16 protein-coding genes are annotated in these 17141 nt (G+C 67.4%); 9 read left to right on the top strand and 7 right to left on the bottom strand.

The genetic code is table 11. The features are described from left to right. Nucleotides 1-2: 2 nt before the first annotated feature. Nucleotides 3-587 carry a cytochrome b gene (locus tag VSR71_RS10740; RefSeq protein ID WP_428979383.1) on the top strand — a complete coding sequence of 195 codons (585 nt, stop codon included), beginning with the start codon at nucleotides 3-5 and terminating at the stop codon, nucleotides 585-587. Between the two features lie 13 nt (nucleotides 588-600). Here VSR71_RS10740 and VSR71_RS10745 read toward each other — a convergent pair whose 3' ends face one another. Then, a complete protein-coding gene (locus VSR71_RS10745; RefSeq protein ID WP_342913859.1) occupies nucleotides 601-1842 on the bottom strand; it encodes a GNAT family N-acetyltransferase in 1242 nt (413 codons plus the stop codon). A gap of 203 nt (nucleotides 1843-2045) precedes the next feature. Between VSR71_RS10745 and VSR71_RS10750 the strand changes: the two genes are divergently transcribed. Together VSR71_RS10750 and glnK are read left to right on the top strand one after the other, a co-directional pair. After that, the gene (locus VSR71_RS10750) at nucleotides 2046-4094 is read left to right on the top strand and encodes an NAD(+) synthase (RefSeq protein ID WP_342913860.1); all 2049 of its coding nucleotides are present in this window, start codon (nucleotides 2046-2048) and stop codon (nucleotides 4092-4094) included. A 246-nt stretch (nucleotides 4095-4340) separates the two neighbouring features. Further along, entirely contained in the window at nucleotides 4341-4679 is a 339-nt protein-coding gene (glnK, locus tag VSR71_RS10755) for a P-II family nitrogen regulator (RefSeq protein ID WP_006162803.1), read from the top strand. 79 nt (nucleotides 4680-4758) lie between these two features. On the opposite strand, the gene VSR71_RS10760 is transcribed toward glnK, so the two are convergent. The 3 genes from VSR71_RS10760 to trxB all read right to left on the bottom strand — a co-directional run bounded on the left by VSR71_RS10760 (nucleotide 4759) and on the right by trxB (nucleotide 7175). After that, nucleotides 4759-5400: a trimeric intracellular cation channel family protein gene (locus VSR71_RS10760; RefSeq protein WP_342913861.1), complete on the bottom strand. Its 642-nt coding sequence runs from the start codon at nucleotides 5398-5400 to the stop codon at nucleotides 4759-4761. 26 nt (nucleotides 5401-5426) lie between these two features. Continuing rightward, entirely contained in the window at nucleotides 5427-6101 is a 675-nt protein-coding gene (locus VSR71_RS10765; RefSeq protein ID WP_342913862.1) for a Smr/MutS family protein, read from the bottom strand. A gap of 108 nt (nucleotides 6102-6209) precedes the next feature. Beyond that, complete coding sequence (trxB, locus tag VSR71_RS10770) at nucleotides 6210-7175, bottom strand: thioredoxin-disulfide reductase (RefSeq protein ID WP_209805313.1); 966 nt, start codon at nucleotides 7173-7175, stop codon at nucleotides 6210-6212. A gap of 243 nt (nucleotides 7176-7418) precedes the next feature. On the opposite strand from trxB, the gene VSR71_RS10775 reads away from it, so the two are divergent. Beyond that, a complete protein-coding gene (locus tag VSR71_RS10775; RefSeq protein WP_342913863.1) occupies nucleotides 7419-9746 on the top strand; it encodes a DNA translocase FtsK in 2328 nt (775 codons plus the stop codon). Between the two features lie 51 nt (nucleotides 9747-9797). Here the strand turns inward: VSR71_RS10775 and VSR71_RS10780 are convergent, their stop codons facing one another. Continuing rightward, nucleotides 9798-10403: a hypothetical protein gene (locus VSR71_RS10780; RefSeq protein ID WP_342913864.1), complete on the bottom strand. Its 606-nt coding sequence runs from the start codon at nucleotides 10401-10403 to the stop codon at nucleotides 9798-9800. A gap of 152 nt (nucleotides 10404-10555) precedes the next feature. Between VSR71_RS10780 and lolA the strand changes: the two genes are divergently transcribed. From lolA to VSR71_RS10800, 4 genes are all read left to right on the top strand, one after another. Continuing rightward, nucleotides 10556-11191 carry an outer membrane lipoprotein chaperone LolA gene (lolA, locus tag VSR71_RS10785; protein WP_063237046.1) on the top strand — a complete coding sequence of 212 codons (636 nt, stop codon included), beginning with the start codon at nucleotides 10556-10558 and terminating at the stop codon, nucleotides 11189-11191. A 26-nt stretch (nucleotides 11192-11217) separates the two neighbouring features. Continuing rightward, complete coding sequence (locus tag VSR71_RS10790; RefSeq protein WP_342914075.1) at nucleotides 11218-11637, top strand: hypothetical protein; 420 nt, start codon at nucleotides 11218-11220, stop codon at nucleotides 11635-11637. A gap of 100 nt (nucleotides 11638-11737) precedes the next feature. Beyond that, nucleotides 11738-12076 carry a hypothetical protein gene (locus VSR71_RS10795; protein WP_342913865.1) on the top strand — a complete coding sequence of 113 codons (339 nt, stop codon included), beginning with the start codon at nucleotides 11738-11740 and terminating at the stop codon, nucleotides 12074-12076. Between the two features lie 200 nt (nucleotides 12077-12276). Beyond that, nucleotides 12277-13314: a Fe(3+) ABC transporter substrate-binding protein gene (locus VSR71_RS10800; protein ID WP_342913866.1), complete on the top strand. Its 1038-nt coding sequence runs from the start codon at nucleotides 12277-12279 to the stop codon at nucleotides 13312-13314. A gap of 48 nt (nucleotides 13315-13362) precedes the next feature. On the opposite strand, the gene VSR71_RS10805 is transcribed toward VSR71_RS10800, so the two are convergent. Then, the gene (locus VSR71_RS10805; protein ID WP_342913867.1) at nucleotides 13363-14037 is read right to left on the bottom strand and encodes a hypothetical protein; all 675 of its coding nucleotides are present in this window, start codon (nucleotides 14035-14037) and stop codon (nucleotides 13363-13365) included. Nucleotides 14038-14186: 149 nt separating this feature from the next. Next, the gene (locus VSR71_RS10810) at nucleotides 14187-15830 is read right to left on the bottom strand and encodes an iron ABC transporter permease (RefSeq protein ID WP_342913868.1); all 1644 of its coding nucleotides are present in this window, start codon (nucleotides 15828-15830) and stop codon (nucleotides 14187-14189) included. Nucleotides 15831-15989: 159 nt separating this feature from the next. Between VSR71_RS10810 and VSR71_RS10815 the strand changes: the two genes are divergently transcribed. After that, a complete protein-coding gene (locus VSR71_RS10815) occupies nucleotides 15990-17120 on the top strand; it encodes an ABC transporter ATP-binding protein (protein ID WP_342913869.1) in 1131 nt (376 codons plus the stop codon). Nucleotides 17121-17141 lie beyond the last annotated feature (21 nt).

Here is a 17141-nt window from a genome sequence, read left to right on the forward strand (position 1 = left end):
ACATGAACCGGACCACACAGGGCATGAAGCCGATGCAGGGCCTGCCGGAGGTGTTGTCGCCATCGCGCCGCTATGACCGGCTCGCGGTGGGCTTCCATTGGGCGGTGTTCGTGCTGGTGGCGCTGGCGTATGCAGCCATCGAACTGAAGGGCAGCTTCGACAAGGGCACGCCGGCGCGCGTGCTGGTCATGGACATCCATGAATGGGCCGGGGCGCTTGTGCTGGGGCTGGCGGTGCCGCGGCTGCTGTGGCGGCTGGTGCGCGGCGCACCGGCGCCAGAGCCCGGCCCGCGCTGGATGCATCTGGCGGGCGAAGCCATGCACGGGGTGCTGTACCTGTTTATCCTGGCGCAGCCGCTGCTGGGACTGCTGGCGATGAATGCCGGCGGCCACCTGCTGGCGCTGCCGCCGCTGGGGATCGAAGTGCCCGCGCTGGTGGCGGCGGACCCCGCGCTGAAGGACACGGTCAAGGCCATCCACGAAACGCTGGGCACCGCGTTCTACCTGGTTATCGGGCTGCATGCGATGGCTTCGCTGTTCCACCACTACATGCTGGGCGACGACATGCTGCGGCGCATGTGGCGCTGAGCGCCGCCGCGGCTCAGGATCGGGCGAAGGGATTGCGTTCGCCGAGTTCGTCGAGGTAAGCGTCGATGCCGTGGCGCTCGCGCGCGAGAAAACGCTCCACGGCATCGGCAAAGTCGGGATGCGCCAGCCAGTGCGCCGAGCGCGTGGCCACTGGCAGGAAGCCGCGCGCCATTTTGTGCTCGCCCTGCGCGCCGCCTTCGAAGGTGCGGATGCCGTGGGCGATGCAGAACTCCAGCGGCTGGTAGTACGCGGTCTCGAAGTGCAGGCAGGGGTGGTATTCGAGCGCGCCCCAATAGCGCCCGTACAGCGTGCTGACCTGCGGCGCGTCGTCGTAGACCAGCAGCGACGAGGCGATCGGCTGGCCCGCGCGCTCGGCCACCACCAGCAGCAGGTGCTGCGGCATCGCCGCGCCGATGCGCCGGAAGAAGTCCAGGTTCAGGTAGGGCGTGGAATGGTGCTCGCGATAGGTCTGGCGGTAGCAGCGGTTGAAGAAGCGCCAGGCCTCTTCGTCGATCTCGTCACCGCGCAGGTGGCGGAAGGTGATGCCGGCCTGCGCCACCTGACGCCGCTCGGCGCGGATGTTCTTGCGCTTCTTCTGCGACAGGGTGGCGAGGAAATCGTCGAAATCGGCGTACGGTTTGCTGCCGCCTTCGCCGCCATTGGTCCAGTGGAACTGCACGCCGTGCCGCATCAGCATGCCGGCCTGCTGCATCAGCCCGGCTTCGGCCTCGTCGGGGAAGAGGATATGCAGCGACGACATGCCGCTTTCCGCCGCCAGCGCCAGCGCCACCTCCAGCAGCAGCCGGCGCGCTTGCGGATCTTCAGCGATCAGCCGCGCGCCGCGCACCGGCGTGAACGGGATCGCCGACAGCCATTTGGGGTAGTACTCGATGTTGTGCCGGGCATAGGCATCGGCCCAGGCCCAGTCGAACACGTACTCGCCGTACGAATGCGCCTTGGCATAGAGCGGCATCGCCGCGGCCAGCCGGTCGCCGGCCCACAACGTCAGGAAGCGCGGATGCCAGCCGGTTTCCGCGCATGCGCTGCCGCTGGCCTGCAAGGCATGCAGGAAGGCGTGGCGCAGGAAGGGCGTCGGTTCGGGCTGGCGCGCCAGCAGCGCATCCCAGGCGGCCGGGTCGATCTCGGCCAGGTCGGAGACGATGCGCGTCTGGTAGTCCGCAGTGTCCGCTTTGCTGGCTTTCTGGTCGTCTGCGCGGCTGCCTGTGGCCGCCGTGTCGCCGGAATCCGACTGCATGGGCTGTCGCTGAAGGGATGGGAACGGGAGCGCCTCGCGCGGCGCAGGGCGGCTTGAGTCTACCGGAAATGGCGGGGAGGCGCTGCGGCACGGCCCCGGCGGCGCGGCCCCGGGTAGCGACGTAGAATGGCGGATATGCGTCACCCCTCCCAGGTTCAGGCGCGGATGACCCGCCCCATGCCTGCCATACCCCAGGGCCCGATATGAAGACTCCGTTTTTCAACCTCTATTCCCACGGCTTCGCCCGCGTCGCCGTTGGCGTGCCGGTCTGCCGCGTGGCCGACCCCGCCTTCAACGCGCGCGAGACGCTGGCGCTGGCCACGCAGGCCGCGCAGCGCGGCGCCGTGCTGGCCGCGTTCCCCGAGCTGGGCCTGTCGGCCTATACCTGCGACGACCTGTTCCACCAGCGCACGCTGCTCGATGCATGCGAGGCCGCGCTCGGCACCATCGTCGAAGCTTCGCGCAAGCTGCCGCTGGCGATGGTGGTGGGCATGCCGCTGCGCGTGCAGCACCAGCTGTTCAACTGCGCCGTCGTGGTCGCCGCTGGCCGCGTGCACGGCGTGGTGCCCAAGTCGTACCTGCCCAACTACTGGGAATTCTATGAAGGGCGCCAGTTCAGCGCGGCCGACTGCGCCACGGTGGACAGCGTGCGGCTGCTGGGCCAGGACGTGCCGTTCGGCGCCGGGCTGCTGTTCGATATCGAGGGCCTGCCCTTCTTCCGTTTCCATGCCGAGATCTGCGAAGACGTGTGGGTGCCGGTGCCGCCGTCGTCGTTCGCGGCGATGGCCGGCGCGACCGTGCTGGTCAACCTGTCGGCATCGAACATCGTGATCGGCAAATCGGGCTACCGGCACCAGCTGGTGTCGCAGCAGTCGGCGCGCTGCCTGGCGGCGTACCTGTACACCTCGGCCGGCAAGGGCGAATCGTCGACCGACCTCGCCTGGGACGGGCAGGCACTGATCTACGAGAACGGCGAAATGCTGGCCGAATCCGAGCGTTTCTCCGACGACTCGCACCTGCTGTTCGCCGACGTCGATGTCGAGCGCCTGTCGCGCGAGCGCATGCACCAGGTCACCTTCGGCCATTCGGTGCGCCGGCACAAGGCCGAGGTCGAAGCGTTCCGTGTCATCACCTTCGCGCTCGACCTGCCGCGCGAGAAGTCGCTGCCACTGGCACGCAATGTGGCGCGCTTCCCGTACGTGCCGGCCGACCCGCGCCAACGCGACGAGCGCTGCATGGAGGTCTACAACATCCAGGTGCAGGCGCTGGTGCAGCGGCTCGCCGCCAGCAAGATCAGCAAGGTGGTCATCGGCGTTTCGGGCGGGCTCGATTCCACGCATGCGCTGCTGGTGTGCGCCAAGGCGATGGACCGGCTGGGGCTGCCGCGCACCAATATCCTGGCCTACACCATGCCCGGCTTCGCCACCAGCGACCGCACGCTGGACCAGGCGCGCAAGCTGATGCAGGTGGTGGGCTGCAGCGCCACCGAGATCGATATCCGTCCCAGCTGCCTGGCCATGCTGAAGGACCTGGGCCATCCGTACGCCGCCGGCGAGAAGGTCTATGACGTGACCTTCGAGAACGTGCAGGCCGGCGAGCGCACCAACCACCTGTTCCGCCTGGCCAATTTCCAGGGCGCCATCGTGATCGGTACCGGCGACCTGAGCGAACTGGCGCTGGGCTGGTGCACCTATGGCGTGGGCGACCACATGTCGCACTACAACGTCAACGCCAGCGTGCCCAAGACGCTGATCTCGCACCTGGTGCGGTGGGTCGCCGAGACGGGGCAGATCGGCGAGGGCGGGGCGGACGTGCTGCTGGCGGTGCTCGGCACCGATATCAGTCCCGAGCTGGTGCCCGGCGACAGCAACCATGGCCCGGAGCAGAAAACCGAAAGCACCATCGGGCCGTACGAGCTGCAGGATTTCAACCTCTACTACACGCTGCGCTTCGGCTTCGCGCCGTCCAAGATCGCCTTCCTGGCCCAGCACGCCTGGGGCGACCGCGAGCGCGGCATGTGGCCGTACGGGCCTGAGGTGGCACGCAACCAGTACGGGCTGCCGGAGATCAAGCGCAACCTCGCGATCTTCCTCGACCGCTTCTTCCGCACCAGCCAGTTCAAGCGTTCCTGCATCCCGAACGCGCCCAAGGTGGGATCGGGCGGTTCGCTGTCGCCGCGCGGCGACTGGCGCGCGCCGAGCGACTCGGAGTCGGCGGTGTGGCTGGCGGACCTGGAGAAGGTGCCGGATTAAGCCCTCGCCTGGCGCGAAAGGTGGGCGGCCGGCGCGTCGGGTGCGCGCTTGTCCACAGCTTGTCCGTTCGCCGTCCACAGGGTTATCCACAGCGCCGCGCGCGCGCCGGCGAACGTTCCTGCCATGCCGCAGGCGGCTTTCGGGGAATGTGAGCGCGCAATGGCTGTTAAAATGCCAGCCGGAGAGCGCCGCGTCCGCGGCGGTGCGCCGCCAGGCGCGTGAACAAACGATAACCAGGGGCCAGTCATGAAGCAGATTACCGCCATCATCAAACCGTTCAAGCTCGACGAGGTGCGTGAAGCACTGGCTGACGTCGGCGTGACCGGGCTGACGGTGACCGAGGTGAAGGGATTTGGCCGCCAGAAAGGGCATACCGAGCTTTACCGCGGCGCCGAATACGTCGTCGACTTCCTCCCCAAGATCAAGATCGAGGTGGTGGTGGCCGAGAACCAGCTGGACACCGTGCTTGACGCCATCGTCAAGGCCGCGCATACCGGCAAGATCGGCGACGGCAAGATCTTCGTGACCGAGATCGAACGCGTGATCCGCATTCGTACCGGCGAGCAGGACGAAGCCGCGGTCTGACCCGCCGGCTGCAAGTGCAAGAACGCCGCCCGACCGGGCGGCGTTTTTTGTTTTGGGGCTTGTCCTGCGGGATGCCGGCTCAGCTCGGCAGCTTCCAGCCGTAGCGCACCGACACCAGCCGCATCGCGATGATCGCCAGCGCGCCGGTCATCAGCGCCGCCTCCTGCTGCACTTCCAGCCAGGTCAGGCCGATGTAGATCCAGCAGCCGACAAAGGAGCAGGTCGCGTAGGGCGAGCGGTCGCGCAGGATCAGCGGTACTTCATTGCACAGCACGTCGCGCACCACGCCGCCGAACACCGACGAGATGATGCCCATCATCACCGCCACGGTCGGCGTCATCTGCGCCACCAGCGCCAGCGAGGCGCCGGTGACCGAGAACAGCCCCAGCCCGATCGCGTCGGCGACGATCATGGCCCGGTCCGACGCCACGCGGCTGACCACCCGCAGCACGAATGACGCGCCGAACGACATCGCGAAGATCAGCAGCACATAGCCTTCATGGTCGACCCAGTAGAACGGGCGCCGGTCCAGCAGCACGTCGCGCAGCGTGCCGCCGCCAAAGGCCGTGGCGAACGCGACCACGAAGGTGCCGACCACGTCGAGCCGCTGCTTGCGCGCGTCGACCACGCCCGACACCGCGAAGGCGAGCACACCGATGACCTCCATGATATGGAGGATCAGGGGCAGGCGCCCCATCAGCAATTCGAGCGGGAGATGCATCCGCGGCGCTGGTCAGGCCCGGCGCATCAGGGCTTCGGCTGGCGCAGCAGCACCATCAGCGCGCCGGCGCCGCCTTCGGCCTCGCGTGCCTGCACGAAGGCGAGCACTTCCTCCTTCTGCACCAGCCAGCTGCGCACCTTGCCCTTGAGCACCGGCAGCTTGTCGGGCGAGCCCAGGCCCTTGCCGTGGATCACGCGCACGCAGCGCACGCCGTTGCGCACCGAGCGGCGCAGGAATTCGGCCAGCGCTTCGCGCGCCTCGTCGCTGCGCAGGCCGTGCAGGTCGACCTTGTCCTGGGGCACCCATTCGCCGCGGCGCAGCTTGCGGATCACGTCCATGCCGATGCCTGGCCGGCGGAACGACAGGGTCTCGTCGGTCTCCAGCAGGCTTTCGACGTCGAACTCATCGGACAAAGAGGCTTGCAGCACCGCCTGGTCGTTGCGTTGCGATTGCACCGGCACTGGCGCGGGCTTGCTGGCGGGGTGGTGGGCGCGGTTGCGGTCGCGCAGCTCGCTGACCTGGCCCACGCTGGCACGGAACACGTCGGCCTCTTCGCGGGCACGCTGCGCCGCCTGCTCGGCGGCTAGGCGCTCGGCTTCGCGCCGCTCGGCATCGGCCTTGAGGTTGTCGCGCAGGCTGGACAGGTCGTTCAGGCCGAAGCGCTGGGTCGGTCGGTCGGGTTTGCGGGCGCCTTGCGTCATGAAAAATCTCCGGGTACTCGCCGGGATTATATCGACCGGGGCAGGGCAGCCGCGCAGGCCGCGGGAAAGGGGCGAACCGGCCGCGGCGGCCGGTTCGGAGTGGCGGGATTACTTCAGGGCTTCGACAAAACGCTGCGCATCCAGCGCGGCCATGCAGCCGGTGCCGGCGCTGGTGATCGCCTGGCGGTAGACGTGGTCCTGCACATCGCCGGCGGCGAACACGCCCGGCACGCTGGTGGCGGTGGCATCGCCCTGCAGGCCCGACTTGGTCACCAGGTAGCCGTTCTTCATCTCCAGCTGGCCGGCGAACAGGTCGGTATTGGGCTTGTGGCCAATGGCGATGAACACGCCCGCCAGCTTCAGCTCTTCGGTCTGGCTGGTCTTGGCGTTGCGGATGCGGATGCCGGTCACGCCGGAATCGTCGCCCAGCACTTCGTCCAGCACGTTGTCGTAGCGGATTTCAATGCGGCCTTCCTTCTCGCGCTGGAGCAGGCGGTCGACCAGGATCGGCTCGGCGCGGAAGCTGTCGCGGCGGTGGATCACGGTGACCTTGCTGGCGATGTGCGACAGGTACAGCGCCTCTTCCACGGCGGTGTTGCCGCCGCCGACCACGGCGACTTCCTGGTTCTTGTAGAAGAAGCCGTCGCAGGTGGCGCAGGCCGACACGCCGCGGCCCATGAAGGACTCTTCCGACGGCAGGCCCAGGTATTGGGCCGAAGCGCCGGTGGCGATGACGAGGGCGTCGCAGGTGTACTCGCCGGCGTCGCCGATCAGCGTGAAGGGACGGGCCGGCTTGCCGTTTTCGTCCACCAGCCTGGCGGTGTGGATGTGATCGAAGATGATTTCGGTCTTGAACTCCTCGGCATGCGCCAGCAGGCGCTGCATCAGTTCGGGACCCTGCACGCCCTTGGCATCACCCGGCCAGTTCTCGACGTCCGTGGTGGTCATCAGCTGTCCACCCTGGGCCAGGCCGGTGATCAGCACCGGTTGCAGGTTGGCGCGGGCCGCGTAGACCGCGGCGGTATAGCCGGCGGGACCAGAACCGAGAATCAGCACTTTTGCGTGTTTTGCCATGATGCATTCCTGTGGCCGGTGCGGCATGATGCCCACCGGCATTGCTCGAAAGCGACATTATAAGAGGAGCGGCATTTGCCCACTGTTGCAAATTCCAATGGGTGCGATAGCCGCCGCCCACGTTAAAATGGCCGCCACGATGCCCGTCAGTCACCTCGTCAGTCACCTCGTCAGTCAGCACTGACTCAGGCCAACGGCGGCGCCAAACGCATCCGGAATCACCTTAAAGAGTCCTATCCAGGCATGGCCCGAGCTACCACGACCACCCGCACCGATCCGTCGGCCTTGCCATCCCGCATCGGCAAACTGCTGGGCGAGGTGCGCTGGTTCCTGCTGCTGGCCGTCACGCTGGGCTTCCTGTGCGTGCTCGCCAGCTACAGCAAGACCGACCCCGGCTGGTCGCATGCGAACCAGGTCGCCGATATCCATAACCTGGGCGGCCGCGTCGGCGCCTGGGTAGCGGACGTGCTGTTCTTTATCTTCGGCTTCTCCGCCTACTGGTGGGCGGTGCTGCTGGTGCGGCGCTGCTGGCGCGGCTGGCGCACGCTGACGGCCGAGCTGCCGGAGCGCGAGGATCATCGCCAGGGCGTGGCGGTGAGCTGGATCGGCTTCGCGCTGACGCTGCTGTCCAGCATGGGGCTGGAGGCGATCCGCATGTACCCGCTGCGCGCCGCGCTGCCGCGCGCGCCGGGCGGGGTGCTGGGCGACACGCTGGGCGGCTGGATGCAGGTGGCGCTGGGCTTCACCGGGGCGACGCTGCTGCTGCTGATGCTGTTCGCGATCGGGCTGTCGCTGTTCTTCCACTTCTCGTGGCTGTCGGTGGCCGAGCAAATCGGCGGATTCGTCGAGACCATGTTCCTGGGCTTCAAGGCACGCCGCGAGAGCAAGCAGGACCGCATCATCGGCGAGGCCGCCAAGGTCGAGCGCAAGGAAACCGTCGAGGTGCAGCGCGTGCGCATCGAAGAGGCACCGCCCGTGCAGATCGTGCGGCCCCAGGCGGTGCCCAAGCATGAACGCGTGGAGCGCGAGAAGCAGCAGCCGCTGTTTGCCGATATCCAGGACTCGGACCTGCCGCCGCTGTCGTTGCTCGACCCGATCCCGCCGCACCAGGAAACGGTCAGCGCCGAGACGCTGGAATTCACCTCGCGCCTGATTGAAAAGAAGCTCAAGGACTTCGGCGTCGAGGTCAAGGTGGTGGCGGCCTACCCGGGCCCGGTCATCACGCGCTACGAGATCGAGCCGGCCACCGGCGTCAAGGGCAGCCAGGTGGTCAACCTGGCGCGCGACCTGGCGCGTTCGCTGTCGCTGGTGTCGATCCGCGTGGTCGAGACCATTCCCGGCAAGAACTACATGGGGCTGGAGCTGCCCAATCCGAAGCGCCAGACCGTGCGGCTGTCGGAAATCCTCGGCTCGCAGGTCTACAACGAGAGTGCTTCCAGCCTGACCATGGCGCTGGGCAAGGACATCGCCGGCAAGCCGATGGTGGCGGACCTGGCCAAGATGCCGCACTGCATGGTCGCGGGCACCACGGGCTCGGGCAAGTCGGTGGGCATCAACGCGATGATCCTGTCGCTGCTGTACAAGGCCAAGCCGGACAACGTCCGCCTGATCCTGATCGATCCCAAGATGCTCGAAATGAGCGTCTACGAGGGCATCCCGCACCTGCTGTGTCCGGTGGTGACCGACATGCGCCAGGCCGGCAACGCGCTGAACTGGGCAGTCGGCGAGATGGAGCGGCGCTACAAGCTGATGAGCAAGCTGGGCGTGCGCAACCTGGCGGGCTACAACAAGAAGATCGACGAGGCCGCGGCCAGGGAAGAGAAGATCCCGAATCCGTTCAGCCTGACCCCGGACGCGCCGGAGCCGCTGGACAAGCTGCCCACCATCGTCATCGTCATCGACGAGCTGGCCGACCTGATGATGGTGGTCGGCAAGAAGGTGGAAGAGCTGATCGCGCGCATCGCGCAGAAGGCGCGCGCCGCCGGCCTGCACCTGGTGCTGGCCACGCAGCGCCCGTCGGTGGACGTGATCACCGGCCTGATCAAGGCCAACGTGCCGACCCGCATTGCTTTCCAGGTCAGCAGCAAGATCGACTCGCGCACCATCCTCGACCAGCAGGGCGCCGAAGCGCTGCTGGGCATGGGCGACATGCTCTACCTGGCGCCGGGCACCGGCTTGCCGGTGCGCGTGCATGGCGCCTTTGTCTCGGACGATGAAGTCCACCGCGTAGTGGAGAAGCTGAAGGAAGGCGGGGAGGCCAACTACATCGAAGGCATCCTCGAAGGCGGCCTCACGGACGACGGTGGCGGCGATGGCCTTGGCGGCGGCGCAGGTATCGGCGGTGGCGGCGGCGAGGCCGATCCGCTGTATGACCAGGCCGTGGAAGTGGTGCTGAAGAACCGGCGCGCGTCGATCTCGCTGGTGCAGCGCCACCTGCGCATCGGCTACAACCGCGCCGCGCGGCTGCTGGAGGATATGGAGAAGGCCGGGCTGGTGTCGGCCATGTCGGGCAATGGCAACCGCGATATCCTGGTGCAGGGCGGTGGCGCGGCTGCGCGGGATGATGACTGAGTAGTGATGGCGCATCCCGGCCAGGCTGGGATTGCCGAGCCCGTCTGTGCACTAACGGCGCTTGAGCAGCAGATCGAGCTTCGCGTTGACGTTCTCGAATTGCTTGCCGACACTTGCTTCCAGCCGCTCGATACGCGCATCGACCGCATCAAGGCGACCGGTGAGGCGGCGGTCCATTTCGGTGATCCGGGAGGCGAGCGGACCGGTGGCCTTTTCGATCTTGTCTTGCGTGCTTTCATTCAGCCAGGACATCACGGAAAAGATGAACGCTACGCCGGCAAGAATGCCCGTGAGCACCATCGCGGGATTCATGGGCTTGGCAGCAGCCATTTCCCGCCGGGCTTCGAGTTCAATCCTGACCTGACGTGTCACGATCCTCTTCATCTCGTCGCGGTCGACACGCCTGGCGTCGTGCCGGAATGGCTGACGCCCTGGCGCAGGTTTGTCGGTGGTCATATTGCTGGCCCAGTATGTTTGACCGCCTCCCGGCGAAGCAGCGAGCAAGAGGCGGCGTGGCGAGTGCTCTATGTACATGCACTGCATTGTCTTCGACGGCAGGTAAGGAAGTGTTTCGTCCCGATACGAATTTCGCCTGACCCGGGCATTTGCCGCAAATTGAGAGTTTTCGTGCCCGAAGCGGCGCAGTTCGCGCACCATCTGCCGTAATATCCAGTTACCCGCGAAGCACGGGCGGCGCGGAATCCTGCACCGGAAGCCGGCTCTAACAGGACACGTTGACCGTGCAGTGGACTGCCTGGGCAGACGCCGCACTGGGTTAACGCATTCGAAAACAACCAGGATCCAAAATCATGCGCAACCGCATCCTCGTGTCGGCCTGCGCCGCGCTGGCGATGTTTGCCATCCAGGCGCCGGCCCATGCTGCAGCCACCGACCAGCTGCAGAGCTTTGTCACCGGCGTGAAGAGCGCGCGCGGCGAATTCACCCAGCGCCAGGTCAAGGGGCAGGGCGCCAACGTCAAGGTGACCGGCAACTCCAGCGGCACCTTCGTGTTTTCGCGCCCGGGCAAGTTCACCTGGCGCTATACCAAGCCCTACGAGCAACTGCTGCAGGCCGATGGCCAGACCCTGTACATCTACGACAAGGACCTGAACCAGGTCACCGAGCGCAAGCTCGACGCCGCGCTGGGTTCCAGTCCCGCGGCGATCCTGTTCGGCAGCAACGACCTGGAAAAGAACTTTGCCATCAAGAACGGCCCGACCCGCGATGGCGTGGAATGGCTGGAACTGACGCCCAAGGCCAAGGATACGCAGTTTGAGCGCATCGGCATCGGCTTCAAGGGCGGCAACCTCGAAGCCATGGAGCTGCGCGACGCCTTTGGCAACACCACCTTGCTGACCTTCACGAACATGCAGAAGAACCCGCCGCTGGCGGCCGATGCCTTCCGCTTCACGGTGCCCAAGGGCGCCGACGTGATGAAGCAATGAGGCCCGCCATGATTGCCAACTCAGCCATGGTCGTTCGCATTGTCGCTGCCCGCGGACGTTACGGCGCAGCGCTCCTGGCCGGTGCCGGCGCGCTGGCGCTGGCGGCTTGCGCCGGCACCGGCGGCGGTGCGAGCAAGTTCGATGTCGACTCCTTCCTGCGCGCGCCGGACACGGCGTTGCCCGAAGTGCTTGGCAACGCGGAGTTCCTGAAATCGACGCGCGTGCCCGCATCGGAATGCGCGGTCATGCTGCAGTCCGCCAGCACCGGCGTGCTGGAAGACCTGCCGCCAAGCAGCCACGCGCGCGGCCCCGCCTGGCTGCTGCATCCCAAGGGCAATCCCGAGCAGGTCTGGCTCGTCGTCAGCGAGTCTGGCGGCGAACGGACGTGCCACGGCCCGTTGCCGGCCGACGCGATGAAGACGCTGGCCGAACGGGCCAAGGGCTGAACCCCAGCAAGTTTCAGATCCGCCTGAAATGAAACTGAACGCTGCTGTCCGTCATGTGTCCCAGAATGCTCATACTTGACGTACCTGACAGGAGAACGGAATGACCGCGAGGCGGATGACGACACGTGCCCGGATGCTTCCCTGGATTGCCGCAGCGGCTGCCGTGGTGGCGGGCTGCGCGACGCAGCCCAACGAGCCCGCACCAATGCCAGGCCCGCAAGGCGCGCGGGGCACCCCGGCCGGCTGTGCCGCCGACAAGGTTGCCGACGACACGCTGGTGGGCAAGAGCGAGGCCGAGGCCGTCGGCCTGCTGCAAGGCTGCGCGTGGCGCATGGGAGAACGCGACGGGCAGCAGTTTCCCGGCACAATGGACTACAACCCTCAGCGCCGGACCCTCGGCATCAAGGCTGGCAAGGTCGCGTGGGTGCGGCGCGGCTGAAGCGATGCACCAGCGCGTCCACTGGTGTATCGAGTCGCGCAATCATTGATCTCTCAACAGACGGCCGACATGACAAAAATGTAATTTGACCGGCTGAACAAGAATCAATATTGTTTATGGCTGTCCGGAATCCAATAACCGGGCAGTCCCGGGTGTCCCGGATGCTGGCGACTGCCCAACCATGCTGGGGAGCCATCCGCGTGAAGACCACTATCCGAACCTTGCTGCCGCGTGTCGCGGCGCTGGCCCTGCTGACGCTGCCGCTGGCGGCCGCGGCGCAGGAAAAGGTGCTGAACCTCTATACCGCACGGCACTACCAGACGGACGAGGCGCTGTACGCCAACTTCACCAAGCAGACCGGCATCAAGATCAACCGGATCGAGGGCCAGGAAGATCCGCTGCTGGAGCGCATCCGCAATGAAGGCGCCAACAGCCCGGCGGACGTCTTCATCACCGTCGATATCGGCCGGCTGTGGCGGGCCCAGCAGGCCGGCGTGTTCGCGCCGGTCAAGTCCAGGGTGCTGGAATCGCGCATCCCCGCCAACTACCGCGACCCGAACGGGGAGTGGTTCGGCTTCTCGGCGCGCGGCCGCGTGATCGCGTACAACAAGACCGCGGTCAAGGCCGGCGACATTGCCACCTACGAGGACCTGGCCGACCCCAAGTGGAAGGGCAAGGTGTGCACGCGTTCCAGCGGGCACGTCTACAACCTGTCGCTGGTGTCCAGCCTGATCGCGCACGACGGCGAGGCGCGCACCGAGCAGTGGGCGCGCGGCGTGGCAGCCAACCTGGCGCGCGCGCCCAAGGGCGGCGATACCGACCAGCTCAAGGCCGTGGCCGCGGGCGAGTGCGACGTGGCGATCTCCAACACCTACTACATCGCCCGCCTGCTGAAGTCGACCAAGCCGGAAGACAAGGCGGTGGCCGACAAGCTGGGCGTGGTGTGGCCCAACCAGAAAAGCCAGGGCGTGCACATGAACATCTCCGGCGGCGGCATGCTGAAGCACGCGCCGAACAAGGAAGCGGCGGTCAAGTTCCTGGAGTACCTGGCCAGCGACGATGCGCAGCGCTACTTTGCCGACGGCAACAACGAATGGCCGGTGGTGCAGGGCGTGAAGGTCAGCAATCCGGCGCTCGATGCGCTGGGCGAGTTCAAGGCCGACAGCATCAACGTGGCCGAGCTGGGCAAGTACCAGCCGCAGGCGCAGAAGCTGCTGGACCGCGCGGGCTTCAAGTAAGCCGCAGGTCGGGCCGGCCGTCCCTGAGGGCGGCCGGCCGGTTCCGCATTACAGCAGGAACCGCTTGTTTCCCTTCACCTCGGCCGGCTCGACCTTGCGGAACGTCAATTTGACGCTGCTGTCGAGCCGCCGCCCCGCCTGGCGCCGGATCAGCGCGCGGTGCAGCAGGCCCTTGTGGCCGACCGTGCCTTCCGCATAGGGCTGTTTCCCGACCGTTCCCAGCGCCATAGCGGCCAGCGCCAGGTTGCGCTCCGCCGCACTCTTTTCCAGCAGCTTGTCCAGCGCCATGCGGGCACGCACCTGCGCGGCCAGCGCCGTATCGCCGGAATTGGCGCGGGCACGCTCGGCATCCCATGGCAACCGCACCTTGCCGGCCAGCCGGCGCAGCGCCGCGCGGAGTTCCGCGCCATCCATGCGCGCTTCCTGCACGATCCACACCGCATCATGGCGCACTGCCGCTTCGGCATCCGCCATGCGGCGAACCAGCGAGGGCTGCAGGGCGGGTGAGGTGAACTGGCGAGCGCGGCGGATTGCGTTGAGCGCGATGCGGCGTACCTGCGCATTGGCGTGGTCGGCAAGGTCGTCGATGATGCGCCCCGCGGTATCGGCGGACTCGATCATCTCGGCCAGTTGTCCGGCCAGCGAGATTTCTTCCACGCCGCTCAGCGTGTTGCGGCTGACCAGCCGGTTCAGCTTGAACAACAGGATGTGGTATCGCAGCATACGCCCCCGTCATGCATTCAGGCGGCAGGCGCGGAAGGGCCCGGCGTGCCGCTGTTCTTGTCCCCGGGCGAGCGCCGGGCCATGAAAGGCTATCGGCGCGGCACGGCGGGACTTTAACGGACTGGCGGCCAGTTTGCTCGCGGGGCGGCTCAGCGCTGCGCCTCGCGCCGGATCGTGCGCGACAGCACGATCACCGGCAGCAGGCCGACGGCAACGATCACCAGCGACGCGGTCGCGGCTTCGGTCAGGCGTTCGTCGGCAGCGAGGTTGTAGGCCTGCACTGCCAGCGTATCGAAGTTGAACGGCCGCATCACGAAAGTGGCCGGCAGTTCCTTCATCACATCGACAAAGACGATCAGCGCCGCCGTCAGCAGGCTGCCGCGCAGCATCGGGAAATGCACGCGCCGCAGCGTGGCGCCGGGGCCGTGGCCGAGGCTGCGCGCGGCGGCGTCCATGCTGGGCGTGATCTTGCCCAGGCCGGCATTGACCGTTTGCAGCGCCACGCCAAGGAAACGCACCAGCAGCGCATACACAAGTGCCGCGATGCCGCCGGTCAGCAGCAATCCGACCGACAGCCCGAACTGTTGCTGCAGCCATGCCGACAGCGCGTTGTCGAAGCGCGCCACCGGCACCAGCACGCCCACGGCGATGACCGAGCCGGGCAGCGCATAGCCCATGCCGCAAAGCCGCGTCAGCCCGCGCACCAGCCAGCCGCGCCGGCCGTTCGCGGCGCGTCCGGCGTAGCCGATTGCGAGTGCCACCAGCACGGCCGCCAGCGCCGTCGCGCTGGCCAGCAGGAAACTGTTGCGCACCAGCCCGACAAAGCGCGGACCGAACTGGGCATCGCCATCGGTAAAGGCCATGCGGCACAACATCAGTGCCGGAACCAGGAAGCCCAGCAGCACCGGGACGGCGCAGAACGCCAGCGCGAGCCAGCCGCGCGTGCCGCCCAGCGTCCATGCCGCGGCGCGGCGCTGGTTGCCGTAGACCTGAGCGCGGCCGCGGCTGGCGCGTTCCACCAGCAGGATCGCGGCGACGAACGCCAGCATGCATGCAGACAGCTGCGCCGCCGCATTCTTGTCGCCGAGCGAGAACCACGCGCGGTAGATGCCGGTGGAAAACGTGGGGATGGCAAAGTACGCCACGGTGCCGAAGTCGGCCAGCGTTTCCATCATCGCCAGCGCGGTGCCAGCGACGATGCCGGGCCGGGCCAGCGGCAGCACCACGCGCCAGAGCCGGCTCCAGGTGCCGTGGCCGAGCAGGCGCGCGGCTTCGATCGTGTTCTGTGTCTGCTGCAGGAAGGCGGCGCGCGCCGTCAGGTAGACGTAGGGATACAGCACCAGCGAGAACAGCACGATGGCGCCGCCCAGCGAGCGGATGTCCGGGAACCAGTAGTCGCGCGCCTTCCAGCCGGTCAGCTCGCGCAGCCAGCCTTGCACCGGCCCGGCGAACTGCAGCGCATCGGTGTAGGCGTAGGCGATCACGTAGGCCGGCATCGCCATCGGCAGCACCAGCGCCCATTCCATCGCGGCATGGCCAGGAAAGCGGTAGGTCGAGACCAGCCATGCCGTGGTCACCCCGAGCAGCAGCACGCCCGCGGCCACGCCCAGCAGCAGCCAGATGGTGTTGAGCACGTACTCTGCCAGCACCGTGTCGATCAGGTGGCGCCAGGTCTCGCCGGCGGGCAGCAGCACAGCCGAGGCGACCACCAGCACCGGCACGGCGATCAGCAGCGCCATCGCTAGCGTGGCCAGGGTCAGGGGGTGGAAGCGGCGGCGGCTGGGAAGGAGCATGCGGTGGATTCGATGGAAGCGCGCCCTGACAAAGTGGTGCCGGCGCGGCACGCGGGCTGCCGCATTCTAGCAATGCCGCGCGCACAGCCGGTGCACAAGCGGCGCGCAGCGGCGCAGAATCCGGCCCGCGGCGCGGCGCCTCGTCCCTATAATGCGCACATGCGAACCGATTCCTATTCCCGGTTACCCGGAGCCCAGGCACGCACCCGGCCGGTCGCGCGCAGCGGCACCCACGCGACTGCCGCCGGTGCCGCCGTCATCGAGGTCGACCGTATCCGGCATGCCTTCGGCCGGCAGGCGGTGGTCAAGGGCCTGTCCTTTGCGCTGGCGCGCGGCAATATCGCCTGCCTGCTGGGGCCCAGCGGATGCGGCAAGACCACCGTGCTGCGCGCCATCGCCGGCTTCGAGCCGTTGCAGGACGGCCGCATCGTGCTGGACGGGCAGACCGTGTCGTCGTCGGACGCGCTGGTGCCGCCGGAGCAGCGCCGCATCGGCATGGTGTTCCAGGACTACGCGCTGTTCCCGCACCTGGACGTGGCGGCCAACGTCGGCTTCGGGCTGACCCGCGCCGGCCGCGCCGAGCGTGCGGCGCGTGTGGAAGAGGTGCTGGAGCTGGTCGGACTCGGCGGTTCGGGACGCAGGTATCCGCATGAGCTGTCCGGCGGCCAGCAGCAGCGCGTGGCGCTGGCGCGCGCACTGGCGCCGCAGCCCGAACTGCTTCTGCTCGACGAACCGTTCTCCAACCTCGATGTCGACCTGCGCGAGCGCCTGAGCCTGGAAGTGCGCGCGATCCTGAAGGCGCAGGGCACCACCGCCATCCTGGTCACGCATGACCAGTACGAGGCCTTTGCCATGGCCGACGAGATCGGCGTGATGCATGACGGCGTGATCGAGCAGTGGGGCAGTGCGCACGAGTTGTACCACCGCCCGGCGACGCGCTTCGTGGCGGGCTTTATCGGCCAGGGGGTGCTGATGCCGGGTCACCTGCGCGGCGATGCGCGGATCGAAGTGGAACTGGGCATGCTGCGCCCGGCCGTGCCTCTGCAGCTGCCCGCGGATGCCGCCGTCGACGTGCTGGTGCGTCCTGACGACATTGTCCACGACGACGCCAGCCCGATGCAGGCGGAGGTGGTGCACAAGGCCTTCCGAGGCGCCGAGATCCTGTACACGCTGCGGCTGGCCAGCGGCGGCCGGGTGCTGGCGCTGGTGCCCTCGCACCACAACCACGCGGTGGGCGAGCGCATCGGCATCCGCGTCGAGATCGAGGACGTGGTCGCCTTTGCCGCCTAGCCCGGCGCTCAGGCCCGGCGC

The organism is Cupriavidus oxalaticus (genome assembly GCF_038900635.1).
Taxonomy (GTDB): domain Bacteria; phylum Pseudomonadota; class Gammaproteobacteria; order Burkholderiales; family Burkholderiaceae; genus Cupriavidus; species Cupriavidus oxalaticus_B.

Bases quoted from the DNA above. Each gene is read 5' to 3' on its own strand.
- VSR71_RS10740 (WP_428979383.1), top strand. From the start codon at position 3: ATGAACCGGACCACACAGGGCATGAAGCCGATGCAGGGCCTGCCGGAG.
- VSR71_RS10745 (WP_342913859.1), bottom strand. From the start codon at position 1,842: ATGCAGTCGGATTCCGGCGACACGGCGGCCACAGGCAGCCGCGCAGAC.
- VSR71_RS10750 (WP_342913860.1), top strand. From the start codon at position 2,046: ATGAAGACTCCGTTTTTCAACCTCTATTCCCACGGCTTCGCCCGCGTC.
- glnK (WP_006162803.1), top strand. From the start codon at position 4,341: ATGAAGCAGATTACCGCCATCATCAAACCGTTCAAGCTCGACGAGGTG.
- VSR71_RS10760 (WP_342913861.1), bottom strand. From the start codon at position 5,400: ATGCATCTCCCGCTCGAATTGCTGATGGGGCGCCTGCCCCTGATCCTC.
- VSR71_RS10765 (WP_342913862.1), bottom strand. From the start codon at position 6,101: ATGACGCAAGGCGCCCGCAAACCCGACCGACCGACCCAGCGCTTCGGC.
- trxB (WP_209805313.1), bottom strand. From the start codon at position 7,175: ATGGCAAAACACGCAAAAGTGCTGATTCTCGGTTCTGGTCCCGCCGGC.
- VSR71_RS10775 (WP_342913863.1), top strand. From the start codon at position 7,419: ATGGCCCGAGCTACCACGACCACCCGCACCGATCCGTCGGCCTTGCCA.
- VSR71_RS10780 (WP_342913864.1), bottom strand. From the start codon at position 10,403: ATGGTGCGCGAACTGCGCCGCTTCGGGCACGAAAACTCTCAATTTGCG.
- lolA (WP_063237046.1), top strand. From the start codon at position 10,556: ATGCGCAACCGCATCCTCGTGTCGGCCTGCGCCGCGCTGGCGATGTTT.
- VSR71_RS10790 (WP_342914075.1), top strand. From the start codon at position 11,218: ATGGTCGTTCGCATTGTCGCTGCCCGCGGACGTTACGGCGCAGCGCTC.
- VSR71_RS10795 (WP_342913865.1), top strand. From the start codon at position 11,738: ATGACCGCGAGGCGGATGACGACACGTGCCCGGATGCTTCCCTGGATT.
- VSR71_RS10805 (WP_342913867.1), bottom strand. From the start codon at position 14,037: ATGCTGCGATACCACATCCTGTTGTTCAAGCTGAACCGGCTGGTCAGC.
- VSR71_RS10810 (WP_342913868.1), bottom strand. From the start codon at position 15,830: ATGCTCCTTCCCAGCCGCCGCCGCTTCCACCCCCTGACCCTGGCCACG.
- VSR71_RS10815 (WP_342913869.1), top strand. From the start codon at position 15,990: ATGCGAACCGATTCCTATTCCCGGTTACCCGGAGCCCAGGCACGCACC.